The sequence below is a fragment of the Levilactobacillus koreensis JCM 16448 genome (assembly GCF_001435525.1).
Classification (GTDB): domain Bacteria; phylum Bacillota; class Bacilli; order Lactobacillales; family Lactobacillaceae; genus Levilactobacillus; species Levilactobacillus koreensis.
Genome location: NZ_AZDP01000088.1, coordinates 1 through 17,112, shown reverse-complemented (window position 1 = coordinate 17,112; position 17,112 = coordinate 1). Strand labels below are relative to the sequence as shown.

Genomic DNA, 17,112 nt, shown 5'->3' with positions numbered 1-17,112 from the left:
CACAGCGGACTTTCACCGCCTAGTTAGCGCCCATGCCGGGCGCACACAAAAAAAGGAACGAGACTAGCTCGTTCCTTTTTGTAAACCTCTGATTGGGCTAACTGGGTTCGAACCAGTGCATCACGGGATCAAAACCCGTTGCCTTACCACTTGGCTATAGCCCAAGAATTCGGTCATTACTGACCCAACAGGATATAATTTTAGCATTCTACCCGGGGTGAATGCAAGTCCTTTTTTCGAGATTTTTTGGAAAAAGGAAGTTAAATTAGCGCTAATAGTTGACGTTACCGGTATAAAAACGCTACCATAAAATTTGTAAACCGTTTTAATAAAATTGTGAGGTGAGTCCCTTTGTCCGAAAAACCAACGATCAAAGACGTGGCGAAAGCAGCCGGCGTCTCGGAAGCCACCGTCTCCCGGGCGCTGAGTCACAGTCCCCGGGTCAAACGTGCCACCCGCCAAAAGGTTCAGGAAGTTGCTAACCGCCTGGGCTACCGGCCAAATAGTCTTGCCCGCGGCATTCGGGTCAAGCAGACGCACACCTTAGGCATGATTATCCCAGATATTCTCAACGACTATTTCACCCAATTAACTCGAGAAATAGAAGATGCTGCCGGCCACGCAGGCTACGACGTCCTCATCATGAACACCGACGAAAGCCTTGTTAAAGAAGCCCACGCCCTAAATTTAATGCTCGAAAAGCAGGTCGATGGCGTCATCATCGCCAGTGCTGGCGGGCAGACCGACTACGCTAGAATTTTAGGCACCACGCCCGCCATCTTTGTCGACCGCATGCCCCCGGCCAATATCAAGACACCCTACGACCGGGTCATCGTCGACAACGTCAAGGCGACCTGCCACATCGTTTCACAACTGTTGGCTCAAGGCGCTACTCGCGTGGGCATCATCAACAGCGCCGTCTCATTTACCGCGACCGAACGACTGGCCGGCTACCAACAAGCCCTCCATGACAGTGGCATCGCCCTCGACAGCGCTATCGAAGTGGCCGCGCGAACCGACAACAGTAACGTTCAGCAGATGACCCGCCAGCTCTTGATCAACCAGAAGTGTGACGGCCTCTTCGTCGGGGACAACACCATCATGGAAGAAGTCCTGCGCAAACTGACCGAACTCAACCTGCCACACCTACAACTCGGTGGCTTTGATGATCAGATGTGGTTCGACTTCCTGCCACGCCCCATCGTCACGGCCCGTCAACCCATCAAACAGCTCGGTCAAACCGTCGTGGACCGTTTACTGGCCCATCTCGCCGATCCCCAACTCGCGCCGCAGGAGATTCGCTTAGACGCACAAATTATTACGCGACAGTAATCCCCAGAAACTGGCTGGCAAAGTAGGCCGCCTGCGTTTCGTTCAGCGTGCACCCGACCAAATCAAACGTGGTCGCCCGTAGCTCATCAAACTGACAGGTACTCAAATCGATCTTCTTCAAACTGGTCTCGGAGAAGTCGGCCTTGTTCAGCTTACACTGGCGCAAGACGAGTTTACTCAGGTGACTCGCCAGACAGTTAAATTCTGTTAGGTCGCTCTGATCAAACATAACTTGGGTCAGCTTCGCTTCATTCACGTTGGCCAGCGCCAAGCTACACCTCGTGAACGTCACGTCCTTCAATGCCGAGTGGTCGAGCGTACTGCCCACCAATTTACAATCGACAAAATGGACGCGATAGAGACTCGCCGCCTCAAATTGACAGTTCGCCAACGTACAGTTTTTCAAGATCACATCGGTCATTTCTAGCCGGTGGAAATCGGCGTTCAGGAAGGTCATCCCCTCCAGCAGACACTGGTCAAACGTGGGGTGTTCAAGCTGCTGATCCTCTAGAACCTCTTGCTTTAGCTGGCCAAGCTGTAAAATGTGGTCCTCTGTCGAATAAATATCAGTGAAGGCGACCGGTTGTAAGGTGGACTCAAGTAACTTTGGTTGGTTCATAGGGGAACATCCTTTCGCTTTTAGTAAACATAGTATAGCACGCTTCTTATGGCGACCACAATAACTTGTGGCGGCCATTTTTAGACACTACTTTAGCCTAGAATTCACCAACCAAATTAACCACTAGCCCCCTAGATACGACTCTTCTAGGCATTTTCGGACGGAACCAGTATACTCAGAGTTGGGGAGCAGTTTCCCCGCGCAACTAGTTTTGGTGACACCGATTGATTGGCGATTTTCGCTAGCAACTTAGAAGTCAAAATAACTTTTGAACGACTAGGAGGGCTTTCAATGGATCACAGTCAACTTTCTCGCAAGACTCAGCACCGCGCACAACCAACTCTGCTGGTGACACAACCACCGGCCACTCCCTTGACAGCTGCACCGGATCTAACGCTGGTCACCCAGTCAGGAACCAATTTGGCTCGCCGCACGGAACCTCCTTGTGGCATCTCTGGTCAGGCCGACCTCGCTAAAGTTCTTCGCGATATTCGCCAGTGTTTACTGCTGGAGGCCGCCTATGACTGAGGACATCGCGACATTATTTGCGGAACAAGCCGCCGCCAAATTTCTAAGTGAGACACCCACTAATGGCGGCTTCATTGGCGCCGATATCGAACGGCTACTTGCCGAACGTGCCACCGTCATCTACCGTGATGTGGCCGATACCACCTATTACGGCGCGTTAATTCAACTAAAACAACAAAACTTTGTAATTCTTAATACCACCCACTCTCTGCGGCAGCGCTACTACCACGCCGCACACACGCTGTGGGACCTCATCGCAACTAACTATCAAACCAACAGCGCGGCCAGCACCGCCTTTACCGCCGCTATCATGTTGCCTTCCCGGCACACGATAGCAACTTGGCGCCGCCTGCGACGAAACTCCGACTCAACCGCAACCGCACTGTTACGGTTAGCCGACCAAACGGCCATGCCCTATCAAGTGGTCGCCCAACGACTAGCAACCTTACAGGCGCTACCAAACGACGATCTACTATACCTATCAGAAGCGGATTGGTTAGCTTGGCGCACGACTCATCATAGCTTTCCCAGTGCCCTCGACCGTCCACTCCACATGGTACATTTCGACCGGCTAACGACCGATGTCATGCGCTACCTGGACCACGATCAACTGACGATTAGCGACGCCGCTCAGCTCCTACACAACGCCAATCCGGACCTGGCCCATCACTATAACGCATAGCGTCTAATTTTAAACTCATCGGTACGAAAAGCCACTAGAAATCCAGATTGATTTCTAGTGGCCTTTTTAGAAATTTCAACTGGCTACTTTGCCAAAACGTACACCGCTCGCGGGCCGCCCACGTACTTCGGCCGCGACCGCAACGCCGTGACGTGCGCCTCGCCCAGTTCACTAATGCTTGGTCGGACTGGTACCTGAACAAATTTGACGTGCATGCCGATTGCCGTATCGCCAATGTCTAGCCCGGCTTGGGCCACCACGTGCTCGACCTCCACGGGATCCGTGAACTGCTGGAACGCCGCCATCGAGCAGGCTCCCCCGGCATGTAACGCCGGCACGACCGACACCATTTCAAAGTCATGTTGCCGAGCAACGGCGCGTTCAACGACTAGGCTGCGGTTAATGTGCTCGCAGCCCTGAACAGCCAGCTGAATGCCCAACGGGTCCAGCTTGGCCTTCAACGTTTCGATGATCCGCGTACCCACATCCAGGCTGGAATCCTTGCCAATGTAGCCGCCAACGACCTCGCTCGTCGTGCATCCCAGGACGAATAAATCGCCCGGCTGTAGCTTGGCCGCGGTCAAGACGTCTTCAAGAATTACCGTCAATTCCGCTGTCATTTTTTCCAAATCAATTGCCATGTTAACTCTCCTCAAACCAGGTTTGGCTTGAATTTGACGAGGCTCTCAACGATAGAGAGCGTGACGACCATCCCAAAACCAACCTGAACTAAATTACCTACGATCGATGCCAGACCCGCTGGCCAACCAAACAGAAGTGCCGTGGCAAAGTAATAACCGACCACCATAATAGCGCTTCCAATCAACAGTGGTAGCAGCATCGTTTTAAGCGACTTCGTCTGTTCTGACGTGAAGTACCCGACCGCTAGCCCCTGCAATCCGTGAATCACCAGTGAAAATAGGCACCATTCCGGATACCCCGATAAAATATCGATCAAAAAGCCACTGCCAGCACCAACCATGCCACCCACCGGTCCGCCAAACAAAATGGCGCTGGTGTAGATGCCAACCTCACAGAGGGTGACCATCCCCTTAGTCGCCGGTACCGGGATCACGAACATAATCGATAACCCGACCGTCATCGCAATCAAAACGGCCGCTAATGTGGTTTGTTTCAACTTTTCGTTACGCATTTACCCTACTCCTATCGACGACTCGCGCCCTGCCAAACACTCCCCAGCCGCTCGCTGATGGCAACACCGTGCTCAATGCCTGCATGGACAAACTGTTTCGCTTGGCCCACCGCCTGTGGTAACGCCACCCCGGTCGCTAATAGCGCCGTGATTGCTGCGGAAAAGGTACACCCCGCACCATCTGTCGTCTTCTTTTGAATTTTAGATTCCTCAAACCAATAGTCCGCTTCGCCATAGCGTAAATAGTCGACGGCGACCGTTCCCGGAAACCGACTGCCACCCTTGATGACCACGTTGGGACACCCTAACGTTTGGATCCGTTGAGCCGCCGTCCGCATCTGTTCGCGGGTGGTGATGGCCGCTAATCCGCTGAGTTGTGCTGCCTCGTCCAGGTTAGGCGTGGTCACGTACGCCAGGGGCAAGAGGCGTTGGCGCAATGCTGCTATGTAGTCCGCCGCTAAACCCATGGCGCCCTCTTTGAATACCAAGACCGGATCCACGACCAACCAAACCGGATACCGCCGTAACTGGTCGCAGACGAGGTCTAACGTTGCCACATCGCCCAACAAGCCCGTCTTCACGAAACGGACCGGCAGCTGTGACAGAATCGAGGTCAGCTGCTGCGCGACCACCGCTGGCGACAGCTGGGTCAGGGCAACCGTTCCCGGAAGGATACTTGCCACACTGGTGAGCGCACTAACGCCAAATACGTCGAGCTCCTCGAACGTTTTCAAATCAGCCTGAATCCCGCCCCCCGCAAGGCTATCCGACCCGGCAATGGTCAATACATTTTCCATTTACTCGCCTCCCCTCACCCTCAAGTATCGCGCACTTTACGGTGACCACAACCGCCAATTGGCTTGTTTTTAATCCAGCCAATTATTATACTGGGAGGGACGCCAAACACCCCTACGAAAGAAGGCCCCCTCATGCCCAATTGGTACGCAGATCTGCCGGACATCAAGCCAAAATACTTAGCCATCAGCCAACTGATCACCGGTCTGATTCAAGAGGACCGGCTATTACCCAGCCAACGATTGCCCGCTGAACGTGAACTTGCGAAGCTTCTCAGGGTCGACCGTTCCACCGTCAGTCGGGCTTTTCAGGAACTCACCGCCAATGGTCTCCTGGTCAAAAAGGGCGGCAGTGGCACTTTCGTCGCGCCTGTCCCCACCGTGAACACCCTCCCCGACAAGATCAATTGGGGCCAATACTTACGCAATACCACAACTAGTCATTCCCTCATCCAACGCAAACTCACCCAAGCTCGCGCCCTCAATCCCCATTTGATCGATGGCGCCGCTAATGAGCTCCCGATGGCTCTAATTCCACAACTAGGGGATCTGCAACTGAACTGGCAAGACTTTCTGCTGGCTCAACGCCAAGAACAGGATGCGGGCTACCTGCCGTTGATTCAGACATTAGAACGCCACCACACCCAGCGGCAGCAATTTCACACCGACCGGCAAACGCTCCTCATCACCGGTGGCGCCCAACAGGCACTCCTACTGATTCTGAGCAGCCTGCTTAAAATTGGTGATGCCGTCGCCTTTACTAAGCCTTCTTACTTTGCGACCAGCGCCGTCTTTAAAACCCTTGGCGTCCGACCATTCACCATCCCGTTGATCCCCACCGGTCTGGACCTCGCCGTTTTGGAGAAAACGATTCGTCAGCACCGCATCAAGCTACTCCTCTTGAACCCCACTTTTCAAAATCCCACGGGACTGCTCCTCTCCCTTGAGCAACGCCAGCGCATCATCAAACTCTGTCAGAAGTACCAGGTTGCCATTGTAGAGGACGACGTGTTCGGCTGGCTCAGCACCAAGCAAGACGCCATCCCCACGTTAAAGGCGCTCGCCCCACAGAACGTGATCTATATCAGCTCCCTGTCAAAATTACTAGGATCGAGCACGCGCTTAGGCTGGATCGTTGCCCCGGACGCCATCGGCCAGCGCCTATTGCAGGTCCAAAAACGGCTCGATATCGTGCCCAGCATGCTCGCCCAGGTCATGGCCAATCTGGCACTAACAACGGTCGCCTTCGATCCGGGCATCACTCAACTGACCAAAGAACTCGCCCAGCGCCGCCAAGCCACGGTCGCCATCTTTCGCAGTCTGCGCCCCGAATGGCAGTTCATCACGCCACAGGGGGGCTTCTACCTCTGGGTCACCCAAACCGACCCCACAATTTTCGACCACCTATTGGAACGCCAGATTCTAGTTAAACCCGGTACCCTGTATGGCGCGCCCAAAACGGCGTTCCGCTTCAACTTTGCCGGTATTGACTTGGAACAACAACGGCGACTAAGAGATCTATTAATGTAAAATGGTCTAGCTCCAACTTGACTAATCAATCAGCTTCTCGACCAAAACAAATCTCATGGTAATTAGCCAATCTCAGTCGGAGGCGCCACCTCTAAACTAATTTCGCACTAACACAAACTTAACGGACATAAAAAAATCAGCTTACCGGTGAGGTGGTAAGCTGATTTTTTGCTGATTATCTAGGTTCATTGGGACCGCAGCCCCAAGTCACACACTACTTTAAGATTTGGCAGAACTCAATGGTTTCATGGTTCGGCCCGAGGATGTTAAAGAAACGAATGCCCTTTTTCCAGAACGTTGGGATGGATTGGACCTCGTCATTGACCAGGTCTAAGCCCTGTTCTTTAGCGGCGGCAAAGGCGGCATCGACGTCGGTGGTGTTCAACGAAATATGGTTGATGGCACCGGCTATTGGATTGGTTGGGTCGCCTTCCCAGGTCTCAATCGTCAAGTTACCGAGCCGCATGAAGGCACAGCGGTTTTCACCGTTAGGAAACAGGCCGGCCCGTTCAAAGCCTAGTGATTCATAGAAGGCCATCGTCTTGTCTAAATCCGCCGTGGGAATCCCCACGTGTTGAATTCCAGTAATAAAATCATGAACTGACATGTTTAACTGACTCCTTTTTTAAAACGCAATCGGTATCGTCATTATTGAGTTGCTCACAAACATTTCAGAACAGCTCCTTCAAACCGTTGGTCCAAGACCCAACTACCTTGCGGATTAGACCACGTCAGCGAAAATGCTATTTCCCAACGTCGACGGCTTGGTGCTTCAGGTTCGGGAAGATCACCTTGTCAGCAATCCCGGTAATCCCACCTTGAGCAAGGAAGGCAAACACCGTTCCCAGTCCAAAGTTCGTGAATTGACGGGTAATCACCAACGCAATGATGGCCATAATGGTAGGCGGAATGTAAGACGCCCACATCGCCTTAGCAGCTTGCCCCTTGAAGTAACGGAAGCGCAAAATCTGCATCAAGTCATCAGCCGGATGGAGTACCAGGTTGACCCGTTGATAGATGGAGATGGCCACGGCGATAAACGCCACACCCAAGAAGTTCAGCGCCACGTAGAAGATGATCATCCCCGTGCTCCTTGCTTCTGGTAGGCCCGCAAAGAGTGCCGGGTACTTGCCATTGAAGAAATCCTCAAACACTTGAATCAAAGCGGAGAACGGCACCATGAAGACCATGTTACCGGCGATTCGCTTCCAATCCCAGTGGCGAATCAAGATGGCGTTTAGCACCGCCGTCAAGAAGCCCATGATCAGGAACGCCCAGAATAAATTCCAGTGAAACGCGGTCCCCAAGTTGGCTTCGGCTGCGGACCAGTACGCTGCCCCTAAAAATGAAGGGTGAATTTTGGCACTAGTGACCAGCGTTAACACGTTACCAGCCGAGTTGATGACCAGCGACAGGGCGAAAAAGGCAATTGCCTTTGACATTGAGATGGTTCGTTCATTTGTCGCTTCCATCGGTGCTGCTCCTTCGTTGAAATTGCTTGCTGCTTCAGCTCTCACATTAATCCCTTACCTTTTTTGATTAGTCGCTAACTTTAACGACTGCCTTGCTGACGCCCTTAACCTTACCGTTTAAGACGTCTTCGACTTGTTCCAACTTAACTTCATGGCTGATCAGAGATTCGACGTCCAATTCGCCGCTAGCCAATAAGGCAATGGCATCCTTGAAGGCGTATGGGTTGATGAAGGCACCCTGAATCTTCAATTGCTTTTGGTAAACTTCGTAAGTGTTCATGGAGAAGGTTTGGTCTGGCTTCCCAACACCAAACATCAAGACCTGAGCACCCTTCTTAGTGGCTTCAACGGCTTGTTCTTGCGTTTGTGGCAAACCAACGGCTTCAATTACAACGTCGTAATCGGCAGGAATGCTGTCGCGAGTGGTGTTGTAGGTGTTAGTAACGCCAAACTTTTCCTTGTTGAAGGCTAACTTTTCGTCAATGATGCCGGCGAAGTCGACTTGGTGAACGCCGTAAGCTTGGAGTAATTGAACGAACAATTGACCCATGAAGCCATCGCCGATAACCAAGGCCTTTTGATAAGGCTTAACGTCTAATAAGCTCATGCCGTGAACCGCGCAAGATACAGGTTCCGTGGTGGCAGCGGCCTTTAATGACAAGCTGTCAGGAATTGGGTAAACAACGGATGAAGGTGCCGTGAAGGACTTTTCCAACCCACCATCGCGGGTAACCCCTACGGCAGACAAGTTGTCACATAGTTCAGGACGGTCGGTTCTGCAGTAGTCACATTGGCCACAGTAGATGTTAGGGTCAACGGTGACTCGGTCGCCAACCTTAACGTTGGTGACGTTCTTACCGATAGCGGCAACGATCCCAGAGTTTTCATGGCCCAAGACGATTGGTGGCACAGCGTTAGCGGAACCAGGAAGGCCAGCGTAAAGCGCGCGGTCAGTCCCACAGATACCAGCGTAAGCGGTGTTGACTAAGACTTCGTCAGGCTTAACTTCTGGTTCTGGCAAATCTTGAATTTCCATCTTTTTGGTTCCAGTTAAAACTAAGGCTTTCATAAAATAAGCGCTCCCTTTTAATTATTTGTTATATTCATTCAAGGCTAAGGCAAAATCGCCTAGCGTGGCTGAGCCGTTATGCTCAACCGATGGCATCACGATGTAGTCGGTCAACTTGCCAACATCCACGTAATTGTTCAACAGCTTGTCGAACTCGGCGCGAACCTTGACCAAGAAGGCTTCACTAACCACACCACCGCCGAAGATGATCTTGTCGGGCCGCAACATCAACGTTTCCTGCAAGGCCGCTTGGGCCACGTAGTACGCCATGATGTCCCAGACGTGGTCGGTCAACGGCACGTCCTTGCCGGGTTTCCCCAGCCGAGCGTCAAACGTTGGCCCACTGACTAGGCCTTCCAGGCAATCGCCGTGGAATGGGCAAATACCGGGGAAGTCCAAGTCATCGGGGTGGCGCTTCAAACGAACGTGTCCCATCTCGGGATGGCCGAGGCTCCCCACGAAATGACCGTTGATAACGGCACCGGCACCAACGCCGGTCCCAATGGTGAAGTAGACCAATGAATCGATCTTTTCGTTGAACAGCGTGGACATCACGTATTCACCGTAAGCCGACCCGTTAACATCGGACGTCCAGTACATCGGCACGTTCAAGTCCTGCTTCAAGCGACCGATAAAGTCGGTGTTCGACCAGCCCTTCTTTGGGGTATCGGTAATGTAGCCGTACTTCGGCGAGTTATGCCGCAGTTCGATGGGGCCAAAGGATGAGACCGCAATGGCCTTGATCTCGGGAAACTTTTTAAAATAAGCGATTGATTTGCTCAAAGTCTCTTCCGGGGTGGTCGTGGGAATCACAACCTTGTCCAGGGTGCGGTAATCTTCGTTACCAACCGCACAAACGAACTTTGTGCCCCCAGCTTCAATACTGCCAAGTTGCATACTTGTTACCTCCATATTTGCCGACGAGCTGACCCGCAGCAAAGTTTTTTAATGACGCTCTTCGTGACCGCTACAGTCATTCTTAAATCGCTTACAGTATATCAAGTGCTGGCCAGCGATTTAAAGGGGTTTTCGACCGCCTAGTTTTCAGAAAAGGCCGCTTAAACACGTGTTGTCGGAAATGTAATCGTTTGTATTTTTCGTGATATTAGTCACTTAAAGCTCAAAATTAAGGTGGAAAATGCCCTTTCGGAAAGCGCTTACATTTTAATTTCATCTTATTTATGCCGCAAAAAATCGCCGATCATGCGACCAACTGGTCAAGGCACATAATCGGCGGTTATTGTTATCTAATTGTTAGCAGCACCCATGATGCCGCTCCTGGTAAGCGCGGCTGTAAGCATCAACCCCGCGGATGGCCTGAGCCACATCATCTGGGGTCACTTTAAATGGCATCCGGCCCATCGTATCCGCCGGCGAAGTAGCTTGTTCCCCCACCTTCAAGAGGTCCGCATCGCTAACGTCTGGAATCTTCAAGTCCGCCAGCGTTGTGGGTAACCCTAGGGACAGGTCAAACGCTAAGAACCGGTCGAACTCGGCTTCATCACGCCCCTCCAAGAAGAGTTGGATAAAGTTATACCCATTATGCCAATATGCCTGAGGTGTTCCGGTATTCCCTCTGGAGGTAGCAGACTGCCAATTTTTTCTCCAACCTTGACGCTAAGCCGGGCGATGTGCTAAGCTGGCGCTATCGAAATAACCGAATACTTTTGTTCTCTAGGGTTCCGCCGCAAGGGTCTGGTCCGAGAGAGAACCTGTGGTCATTACCACAGACACGGAAGGGAAAAAGCCTGGGAGATTTTGTCGTTAGCGACAGAATTTCTCAGGCTCTTTTTTGGCAATTTCGGTTAATTAAAGGAGGACCTTATGATGTGGAAACATTGGCTCACCGTTGTTCTTGGCGCCATCTTTGAAGTGAGTTGGGTGGTCGGCTTCAAGCATGCTAGCACCCTCCTTGAATGGGGGGCGACCGCCGTTGCCGTCTACCTGAGTTTTTACTTTTTGATTCGGGCTAGCCGTCATATTCCCGCCGGAACCGCCTACGCCGTCTTCGTTGGCCTAGGCACCTTAGGCACCACCACGCTGGGAATGATTGCGTTTGGCGAACCCGCTAGCTGGGCAAAAATCGCACTGATTTTACTGTTACTACTGGGAATTGGTGGCTTGCAGACAATCACCGAGAAAGGAGCTGACTGATAATGGCTTGGCTCTATTTAATCTTAGCTGGCCTCAGCGAAATGCTGGGCGTGACTTTCATGAACTGGGCCCTGCACCAACGAAAATGGTGGTTGTGGGGATTGATGATTTTAGCATTTACGCTGAGTTTCGGTGGCCTTGAATTGGCCTTACAAGCCTTGCCAATGGGTACCGCCTATGCCATCTGGACCGGCATTGGTGCAGCTGGTGGTGTCGTCACTGGTATGCTATTCTTCGGTGAATCCAAGGATTGGCGCAAGCTCGGCTGGGTCGCCGTGATCCTGATTGCCGTCATGGGGCTGAAACTAATCAGTTAAGTGGCCGCACCAGATTGTACCAGGTTTCCCCCGCATGGCTGGACGCGGAGATGCCCTCGTTAACGTACCCATGGCTTTCGTAAAACGGGACTAGCTTCTCCAAACAGGTCAGCGTAATCGCCTCACGATGTTGGTCAAAGGCGACCACGGCGAGAGCTTCCAGTAGCTGACCAGCAACGCCTTCGTGCCGATGTAGCGGACTAACGGCCAGGCTCAACACGGTCTGGTAGGCATCACCGGCCGCATTCGGCGTCGTTCTTTCAAAGAGGTCGTCGGTAAGGTAGCGCTGGTCAAACGCCGGACCAACAATGTAGCCAACGATTGATTTGCCCTGTTTGGCAACTAAAAAGGTATCCGGAATCTGCTGGATTCGTTCGGCCATACTAGCTTCGGTTGCGGCCTCAGCGGGTGAAAAGCCAGCGTTTTCAATGGTCATAATTTGCGATATATCTTGCGGTTGTGCGGGTTGAATAAGTGTCACGAGCTAGTTACCTCCTGAAAATTAATATCAGAATTAGTATACCCTGAAAGTTGGCTGGTGGGATAAAAAATAAAGAATTTTATGCTACTAATTAGTAGCAAAACACTAACTTTTCAGGTATACTTTGATAAAAATAACCCGTGAGGAATCCTTCCGTGAATAAATTCGAAGCACTGGCCCGACTGAAGTATTTAGTCTCACGTAACCAATTTAGCATGGTCTCTCGTCAAGCCACTCACGCAACGCCCGTTACTTCTGTATTGGCCAAGCTAATTGTCCAGCAGCTTCTTATCCAAGATTTCAAAAAGTATGATCAGGATCATGACCGTCCCGGCGAATATCTATGGATTTTTAAAACGGATTACGGTGCCATTTATTACCTCAAATTCAAGTTTACTTCTAACAAGCAACATGTTAAGTTCATTAGCTTTCACCTATCATAACCCGTCAGGAGGAACTAACCATGGCCGCTACCTACATTAAAAACCACACAAACACTTTTACCATTCGAGGCCACGACTACCAAGTAAATGCCCCTGCACGTTTCGACACACAAACGAATCATTTGGTCGCTGATGCCGAATTAGATGATGCCGCGATTGAACTGGCAAACCAGCAATACCGTTCAGAATTCCACTTCATCTCCCCGAACGACCTCAAAGATTTTCGCACTAAAGTGGGCCTCACACAACGCGACTTGGCTGAATTACTTGATTGGAGTCCCAATACAGTTGCCCTCTACGAGACAGGTGCCTTCCCCACCAGAGCGAATAATAAAGTCCTCAAAGCCTTGATGGCGGATGATCATGTTCTGACTGTTTTTGCAAACGAAGACGGTGAAACCCTGTCAGTCGGCCTTCATCAAAAGATTTGTGCCTATTTAACTGGTTCGCCAATCCCAATCGAGTATTCACCGACTCCCCAACCGCCTAAATTCACGGCACTCCAGCTGGCTAATTGGTACCGAGTTCAAAACTATTTTGATGCTCAGCGTGATCCCAACGTAGAAGAACTTTCTCAAATGAAGGTACTAAAATTACTCTACTTTGCCTTCGGTCGCCATCTGGCGTTAAGTCACTCGCCTTTGTTCAATTCGCCTATTATCGCCATGCCATATGGCCCCGTTGTACTTGAAGTTCATCAAAAGTTCAACGGCCAACGGGGCATTGTCGATAACCAACTCGATGACAACGCCTTTACCGATTACAGCTTAGTCCAAGCAGACCCGGAAATTGCTCAGTTACTTATTTCGATTCAGAATGATTACGGCAATCAAACGGCCGCTAGTCTAAGCCGAATTACGCATCAGAAGGGCTCACCTTGGTCAGTGACTTCGGCCGAAAAGCCTATTGCTCCAGACTTAATTGGTACGACTTTCTCACAACACAAGGAATGCTAAACCGATAATAAAGGATGTGCGACTACTGCCGCACATCCTTTATTACCTTCTAAAACACTTTAACCACTTCACTCACCGTCACCCGGCCGCCCACCAGCACCTCGCTTAATAGCCGGTCCTTAGCTGGGTAACGCCAATAGTCCTGCGCCGCCAAGGTCTTCACTTTGATAGGTTCAGCACATGTCGTTGGTAGGTTCGCCGCATCCCCATAGAAGACCGGACCCGTCGCGGTCACCTTGACCAACTGCAGAACGTGACGGCCCTCATTTTCAAATAGCGTCCGCCACGCCAAGGCCCGCTGAATAGTGGTTGCGGCGTATAGACAGCTCAAGCGTGATGGCAACGTCGGAAATGACTGCACGCGAACGCGCTCCAACACGACTTCCCGTACGGCATGCCGCCCGCGATCGGTAGCGGGAAACGTCACCGCTTGCGGCTGGTTCAGGATATCTCGCAAGTTGACATTAGCTGGCACACTAAAAAAGAACGTGGCCTGTCGATTCAACTGACCAGTCGAAAAGTCCAGTACCTGACCCACCTGTAGCCGGTGCCGCGTGACCAAATGATAGAAGGTTGCCATTCCCCACGTCCCCTTTAACCTTGCTGCTTACGCCACTTTCTTCTGGCAACGCCGCATTCAATCAAGCAGATAATGCTAAAAAAGCCAACATCCCCCAGTAACAGCCAACTCAGGCTTTGCAGGTAAGTCTGCCAATAAAGTTGGCCGTGTCTGAAGAGGTCGACCCCACCTTTGATCAGCGTTAGTAGTACCCCAAATTCGGCCAAACTAACGACACAATTGATGCACGACCTCACTCGCTTTTGATAACGTTGTGGTAATTTTTGCACGGTACTTGTCCTCCTCCAAGAATAACTACTTCTAATTTTACCATTACGGTAGCAGATTAACTAAGCGGGCATAGACGCAGATGATTTTTACCAAACCATTACCCACTAAGAGGCCCCACCATCACCGAATTAGCTCACAACTTGCTCATAAAACCGATGGCCCCGAACTCCTCAGCAGGCAAAAAAAGATCAACCGGCATCCCCGTCGCACCATCGACGAAGGTCCCCTGTTGATCATCTTAGTCATTAGTTCAGCACTACTGCTATCAGTGACAATTAAGTACGACCGTTTACACCGTCAAATAGCCTACTTCTGCTGTAAGGCTGTCCAGCGGTCCTGTGGCAAAATGTAAAGAGCCAGCTGCTCATCGCCAACGGAAATTGGCTGTTTAAAGGTAAAGCCTAATTTTTCGGCGACCCGTTGCCCCCGTTCGTTAGCGGGATTGATCGCGGCAGCTAATTTTGGCAAGTTCAGGGTACGAAAGGCGTACTGTGTCACGGCCTGAGCCGCTTCGGTCGCGATGCCGTGGCCCCAGTGATTGCGTGTCAATCGCCAGCCAATCTTAACTAGGCTCGCACTACCCTCGACCGGTGTCAGCATCAACCAACCTAGAAACTGTGTCGGATCATCCTGAAAGAATATCGACCAATACCCGAGGCCTTGACCATACTGTCGCTCAATGCGCTTCTTGACGTAGGCCACGTGGCGTGGTGACCCGTCCCAAACCCCATGAATAAACTCCGTGACCGCTTGATCCTGATCCAATTTTACACTGGCTGTCAGGTCAGCTAGCGTCCGCTCCCGCAAAATTAACCGTTCCGTGGCTAAATTAGGCAATACCAATTTTTCTGTCATGGGTCGTGCTCCTCTCTTGGTGATGCTACATTTTACTTGATAGTTGTCCTTCACATATGTTTAGTATAGCCTTTTTTATGAGCTTTTAGTTCATAAGTCGAATTTACGAAGTTGAAAATTACTTGCTGTGTCAATTGATGTGGGTGGTGGGTATTTAGTGCAACGTGTTATGACGATTGCTTTGCTTCGGTTCAGGAAACAATCTGGGGACACTGATTACTGTTGTGTTAGACCGTTTGGCTTGGTTTTCATCTGCTTATATTCTGGTCCTGGCGGCTTTTGAAACGTGCTCCACGGGCCAGACTCCTGCGTTTAACCCGGTTCAGAAAACAACCCAAGATTTTATTTACTACTGTCTTAGACCGTTCAGTTTGGTTTTCATCTGCTTATATCCTGGTCCTGGCGGCTTCCGAAACATGTTCCACGAGGCAGGTCCCTGCGCTTAACCCCGTCTCAGCAATGACCCGGGGTTTCAATGACTGTTGTGTTAGACCGTTTGGCTTGGTTTTCATCTGCTTATATTCTGGTCCTGGCGGCTTCTGAAACGTGCCACTACCGGGCAGCCGGTTCCGCTTAACAACGCTAAGCAAATACCCCAAGACCAGGGGTATTCACTTAGCGCCGTTAATGCTCGCCAGCTAAACGCCCTTCGTAGCACTCTCTACACAAAAACCCCCTCCAGTTGCATGATTACTGGCGAGGGCTCTTATTTAATCATCATATGCGGGCAAGCCATCTTCATCTTTCCCTAGCAACTATGACGGTTGAAATTTAATTATTTAGCAAGCTTAGCGCCCTTGTCCACGTAGTACATGGAACCAATGAGGCCCTTAACTTGGAGCTTACCGTTCTTGTAAGTCAAACGTGTAACCGCAGCGTTCTTCAATGGGGCACCCGTGTACTTAGCACCCTTCAACGTTGACAGGTATTCGTTGATGGACATCCCAGAACTAACAACTAATGCGTTACCGCCGCCTTGCTTCTTAGTTGCTTTGGCAATGGTCATTAATTCCTTAGCCATCCGCTTTTCAACTTGTTGTGAGCTTTCAGCACGGTCGCCAGCAACCAATTTCGTCTTTTGGCTGTTTTGTTGGTCCAAGGTGTAGTAGGCATCTTGTAACTTCGTCCAGTAATCCTTACCTTGAGCGGCCATCATTTCGTCACCGTTCTTGTAGCCGTATACACCGGCAATCAAGGCATTGTCAGTAGCGATACTGTCGCCTTCGAAGCTACCGTAGCCACCTTCACGCAAGTACTTCGACGTGTTGACTTTAACCTTCTTGTTGCCAGAGTACTTGAGGGCTTGCTTAGCCGTTACTTGTTGCCGGGTCAAATTCCCTGCGTAAGCAACCTTGAAAGTCTTGCCCTTCAAGCCACGGCCCAGGTTGTTGGCAACGGCAACCCCGTTACTGGTCAGTGGGAAGTCGCTCCAGCCTTGAACACGGCCCATAACGTTCCCAGTGGTTTCACCATGCCGGGTCAAGTAGATCGTTACTGGCTTAGCAGCAGCTTTCTTCTTGGCTGCTTGGGCGGATGCTGGTGCACCTACCATAGCAACTGCCCCTGCAGTCACTGCTAAAATACCAAGTACTTTACTGAACTTCATCATAAATCTCCTCCGATTATGTATGTAGTTGTGGACGATTACGTTGAGGTCAATCGTTTTACTTAACACGATTATTCCCCGTTACGGAACCGCTTACATGTATTAATCTAGCACAAACTGATTGCTTGCACAACCTTAAATCAACAAAAGGACAGTCATTTAAACATTTAAGCCATATTTTATATACACAAATGATACACTATTTTTCTTGCTTACTAGGGTCCGTTTGAAAACTACTTAAGTAAAATACAAATTGAGGCAACGTATACTG

Annotated in this window: 22 protein-coding genes, 1 tRNA gene and 1 riboswitch; of the genes, 8 read left to right on the top strand and 15 right to left on the bottom strand. The window is 50.8% G+C overall.

Going from position 1 to position 17,112, the window contains the following annotated elements:
- Positions 1-92 precede the first annotated feature (92 nt).
- Positions 93-164, bottom strand: a tRNA-Gln gene (locus tag FC99_RS07930).
- A gap of 187 nt (positions 165-351) precedes the next feature.
- Here FC99_RS07930 and FC99_RS07925 point away from each other — a divergent pair.
- The gene (locus tag FC99_RS07925; protein ID WP_048733155.1) at positions 352-1,332 is read left to right on the top strand and encodes a LacI family DNA-binding transcriptional regulator; all 981 of its coding nucleotides are present in this window, start codon (positions 352-354) and stop codon (positions 1,330-1,332) included.
- Here FC99_RS07925 and FC99_RS07920 read toward each other — a convergent pair.
- On the bottom strand, positions 1,319-1,951 hold the full coding sequence (locus tag FC99_RS07920; RefSeq protein ID WP_048733156.1) for a pentapeptide repeat-containing protein: 633 nt from the start codon (positions 1,949-1,951) through the stop codon (positions 1,319-1,321). The genes FC99_RS07925 and FC99_RS07920 overlap by 14 nt on opposite strands.
- A gap of 291 nt (positions 1,952-2,242) precedes the next feature.
- Here FC99_RS07920 and FC99_RS07915 point away from each other — a divergent pair, with 291 nt between their 5' ends.
- Positions 2,243-2,479, top strand: a complete 237-nt coding sequence (locus tag FC99_RS07915) for a hypothetical protein (protein ID WP_048733158.1) — start codon at positions 2,243-2,245, stop codon at positions 2,477-2,479.
- Positions 2,472-3,161, top strand: a complete 690-nt coding sequence (locus FC99_RS07910; protein ID WP_048733160.1) for a hypothetical protein — start codon at positions 2,472-2,474, stop codon at positions 3,159-3,161. Before FC99_RS07915 ends, FC99_RS07910 begins: the two co-directional genes overlap by 8 nt.
- Before the next feature lie 83 nt (positions 3,162-3,244).
- Here the strand turns inward: FC99_RS07910 and FC99_RS07905 are convergent, their stop codons facing one another.
- From FC99_RS07905 to thiD, 3 genes are read right to left on the bottom strand one after another with little or no spacing between them, the layout of a single operon-like run.
- On the bottom strand, positions 3,245-3,802 hold the full coding sequence (locus FC99_RS07905) for a TIGR01440 family protein (RefSeq protein ID WP_048733162.1): 558 nt from the start codon (positions 3,800-3,802) through the stop codon (positions 3,245-3,247).
- 11 nt (positions 3,803-3,813) lie between these two features.
- Positions 3,814-4,314, bottom strand: a complete 501-nt coding sequence (locus tag FC99_RS07900; RefSeq protein ID WP_048733164.1) for an ECF transporter S component — start codon at positions 4,312-4,314, stop codon at positions 3,814-3,816.
- 11 nt (positions 4,315-4,325) lie between these two features.
- Complete coding sequence (gene thiD / locus FC99_RS07895; RefSeq protein ID WP_056986520.1) at positions 4,326-5,111, bottom strand: bifunctional hydroxymethylpyrimidine kinase/phosphomethylpyrimidine kinase; 786 nt, start codon at positions 5,109-5,111, stop codon at positions 4,326-4,328.
- Between the two features lie 132 nt (positions 5,112-5,243).
- Between thiD and FC99_RS07890 the strand changes: the two genes are divergently transcribed.
- Entirely contained in the window at positions 5,244-6,638 is a 1,395-nt protein-coding gene (locus FC99_RS07890) for an aminotransferase-like domain-containing protein (protein WP_048733165.1), read from the top strand.
- Positions 6,639-6,852: 214 nt separating this feature from the next.
- Here FC99_RS07890 and FC99_RS07885 read toward each other — a convergent pair whose 3' ends face one another.
- The 5 genes from FC99_RS07885 to FC99_RS07865 all read right to left on the bottom strand — a co-directional run bounded on the left by FC99_RS07885 (position 6,853) and on the right by FC99_RS07865 (position 10,694).
- Positions 6,853-7,245 carry a VOC family protein gene (locus FC99_RS07885; protein WP_048733167.1) on the bottom strand — a complete coding sequence of 131 codons (393 nt, stop codon included), beginning with the start codon at positions 7,243-7,245 and terminating at the stop codon, positions 6,853-6,855.
- Between the two features lie 136 nt (positions 7,246-7,381).
- Entirely contained in the window at positions 7,382-8,110 is a 729-nt protein-coding gene (locus tag FC99_RS07880; RefSeq protein WP_048733168.1) for a DUF6198 family protein, read from the bottom strand.
- A 67-nt stretch (positions 8,111-8,177) separates the two neighbouring features.
- Positions 8,178-9,179 carry a zinc-dependent alcohol dehydrogenase family protein gene (locus tag FC99_RS07875; RefSeq protein ID WP_048733170.1) on the bottom strand — a complete coding sequence of 334 codons (1,002 nt, stop codon included), beginning with the start codon at positions 9,177-9,179 and terminating at the stop codon, positions 8,178-8,180.
- Positions 9,180-9,200: 21 nt separating this feature from the next.
- Positions 9,201-10,076 carry a fructokinase ScrK gene (scrK, locus tag FC99_RS07870; RefSeq protein ID WP_048733172.1) on the bottom strand — a complete coding sequence of 292 codons (876 nt, stop codon included), beginning with the start codon at positions 10,074-10,076 and terminating at the stop codon, positions 9,201-9,203.
- Between the two features lie 357 nt (positions 10,077-10,433).
- Positions 10,434-10,694, bottom strand: coding sequence for a dehydroquinate synthase/iron-containing alcohol dehydrogenase family protein (locus FC99_RS07865; RefSeq protein WP_048733173.1), 261 nt, complete (start codon positions 10,692-10,694; stop codon positions 10,434-10,436).
- A 148-nt stretch (positions 10,695-10,842) separates the two neighbouring features.
- A riboswitch (guanidine-I (ykkC/yxkD leader) is annotated at positions 10,843-10,936 on the top strand.
- A gap of 70 nt (positions 10,937-11,006) precedes the next feature.
- Between FC99_RS07865 and FC99_RS07860 the strand changes: the two genes are divergently transcribed.
- Positions 11,007-11,333 (top strand): DMT family transporter, encoded by a 327-nt coding sequence (locus FC99_RS07860; RefSeq protein WP_048733175.1) that lies wholly within the window; start codon positions 11,007-11,009, stop codon positions 11,331-11,333.
- 2 nt (positions 11,334-11,335) lie between these two features.
- Positions 11,336-11,650 carry a DMT family transporter gene (locus tag FC99_RS07855; RefSeq protein ID WP_048733177.1) on the top strand — a complete coding sequence of 105 codons (315 nt, stop codon included), beginning with the start codon at positions 11,336-11,338 and terminating at the stop codon, positions 11,648-11,650.
- Here the strand turns inward: FC99_RS07855 and FC99_RS07850 are convergent.
- Positions 11,643-12,086, bottom strand: a complete 444-nt coding sequence (locus FC99_RS07850) for a GNAT family N-acetyltransferase (RefSeq protein WP_048736294.1) — start codon at positions 12,084-12,086, stop codon at positions 11,643-11,645. The two genes, FC99_RS07855 and FC99_RS07850, sit on opposite strands and share 8 nt — an antisense overlap.
- Before the next feature lie 200 nt (positions 12,087-12,286).
- On the opposite strand from FC99_RS07850, the gene FC99_RS07845 reads away from it, so the two are divergent.
- Together FC99_RS07845 and FC99_RS07840 are read left to right on the top strand one after the other, a co-directional pair.
- On the top strand, positions 12,287-12,574 hold the full coding sequence (locus FC99_RS07845; RefSeq protein WP_048733179.1) for a type II toxin-antitoxin system MqsR family toxin: 288 nt from the start codon (positions 12,287-12,289) through the stop codon (positions 12,572-12,574).
- A 20-nt stretch (positions 12,575-12,594) separates the two neighbouring features.
- The gene (locus FC99_RS07840) at positions 12,595-13,530 is read left to right on the top strand and encodes a type II toxin-antitoxin system antitoxin SocA domain-containing protein (RefSeq protein WP_048733181.1); all 936 of its coding nucleotides are present in this window, start codon (positions 12,595-12,597) and stop codon (positions 13,528-13,530) included.
- A gap of 49 nt (positions 13,531-13,579) precedes the next feature.
- Here the strand turns inward: FC99_RS07840 and FC99_RS07835 are convergent, their stop codons facing one another.
- From FC99_RS07835 to FC99_RS07820, 4 genes are all read right to left on the bottom strand, one after another.
- Positions 13,580-14,110, bottom strand: coding sequence for a DUF2441 domain-containing protein (locus tag FC99_RS07835; RefSeq protein WP_048733183.1), 531 nt, complete (start codon positions 14,108-14,110; stop codon positions 13,580-13,582).
- A 14-nt stretch (positions 14,111-14,124) separates the two neighbouring features.
- Positions 14,125-14,379 (bottom strand): hypothetical protein, encoded by a 255-nt coding sequence (locus tag FC99_RS07830; protein WP_048733185.1) that lies wholly within the window; start codon positions 14,377-14,379, stop codon positions 14,125-14,127.
- Positions 14,380-14,686: 307 nt separating this feature from the next.
- Positions 14,687-15,235: a GNAT family N-acetyltransferase gene (locus FC99_RS07825; RefSeq protein ID WP_053083539.1), complete on the bottom strand. Its 549-nt coding sequence runs from the start codon at positions 15,233-15,235 to the stop codon at positions 14,687-14,689.
- A gap of 775 nt (positions 15,236-16,010) precedes the next feature.
- Positions 16,011-16,844 (bottom strand): histidine phosphatase family protein, encoded by an 834-nt coding sequence (locus FC99_RS07820; protein WP_235805890.1) that lies wholly within the window; start codon positions 16,842-16,844, stop codon positions 16,011-16,013.
- Positions 16,845-17,112: the final 268 nt, after the last annotated feature.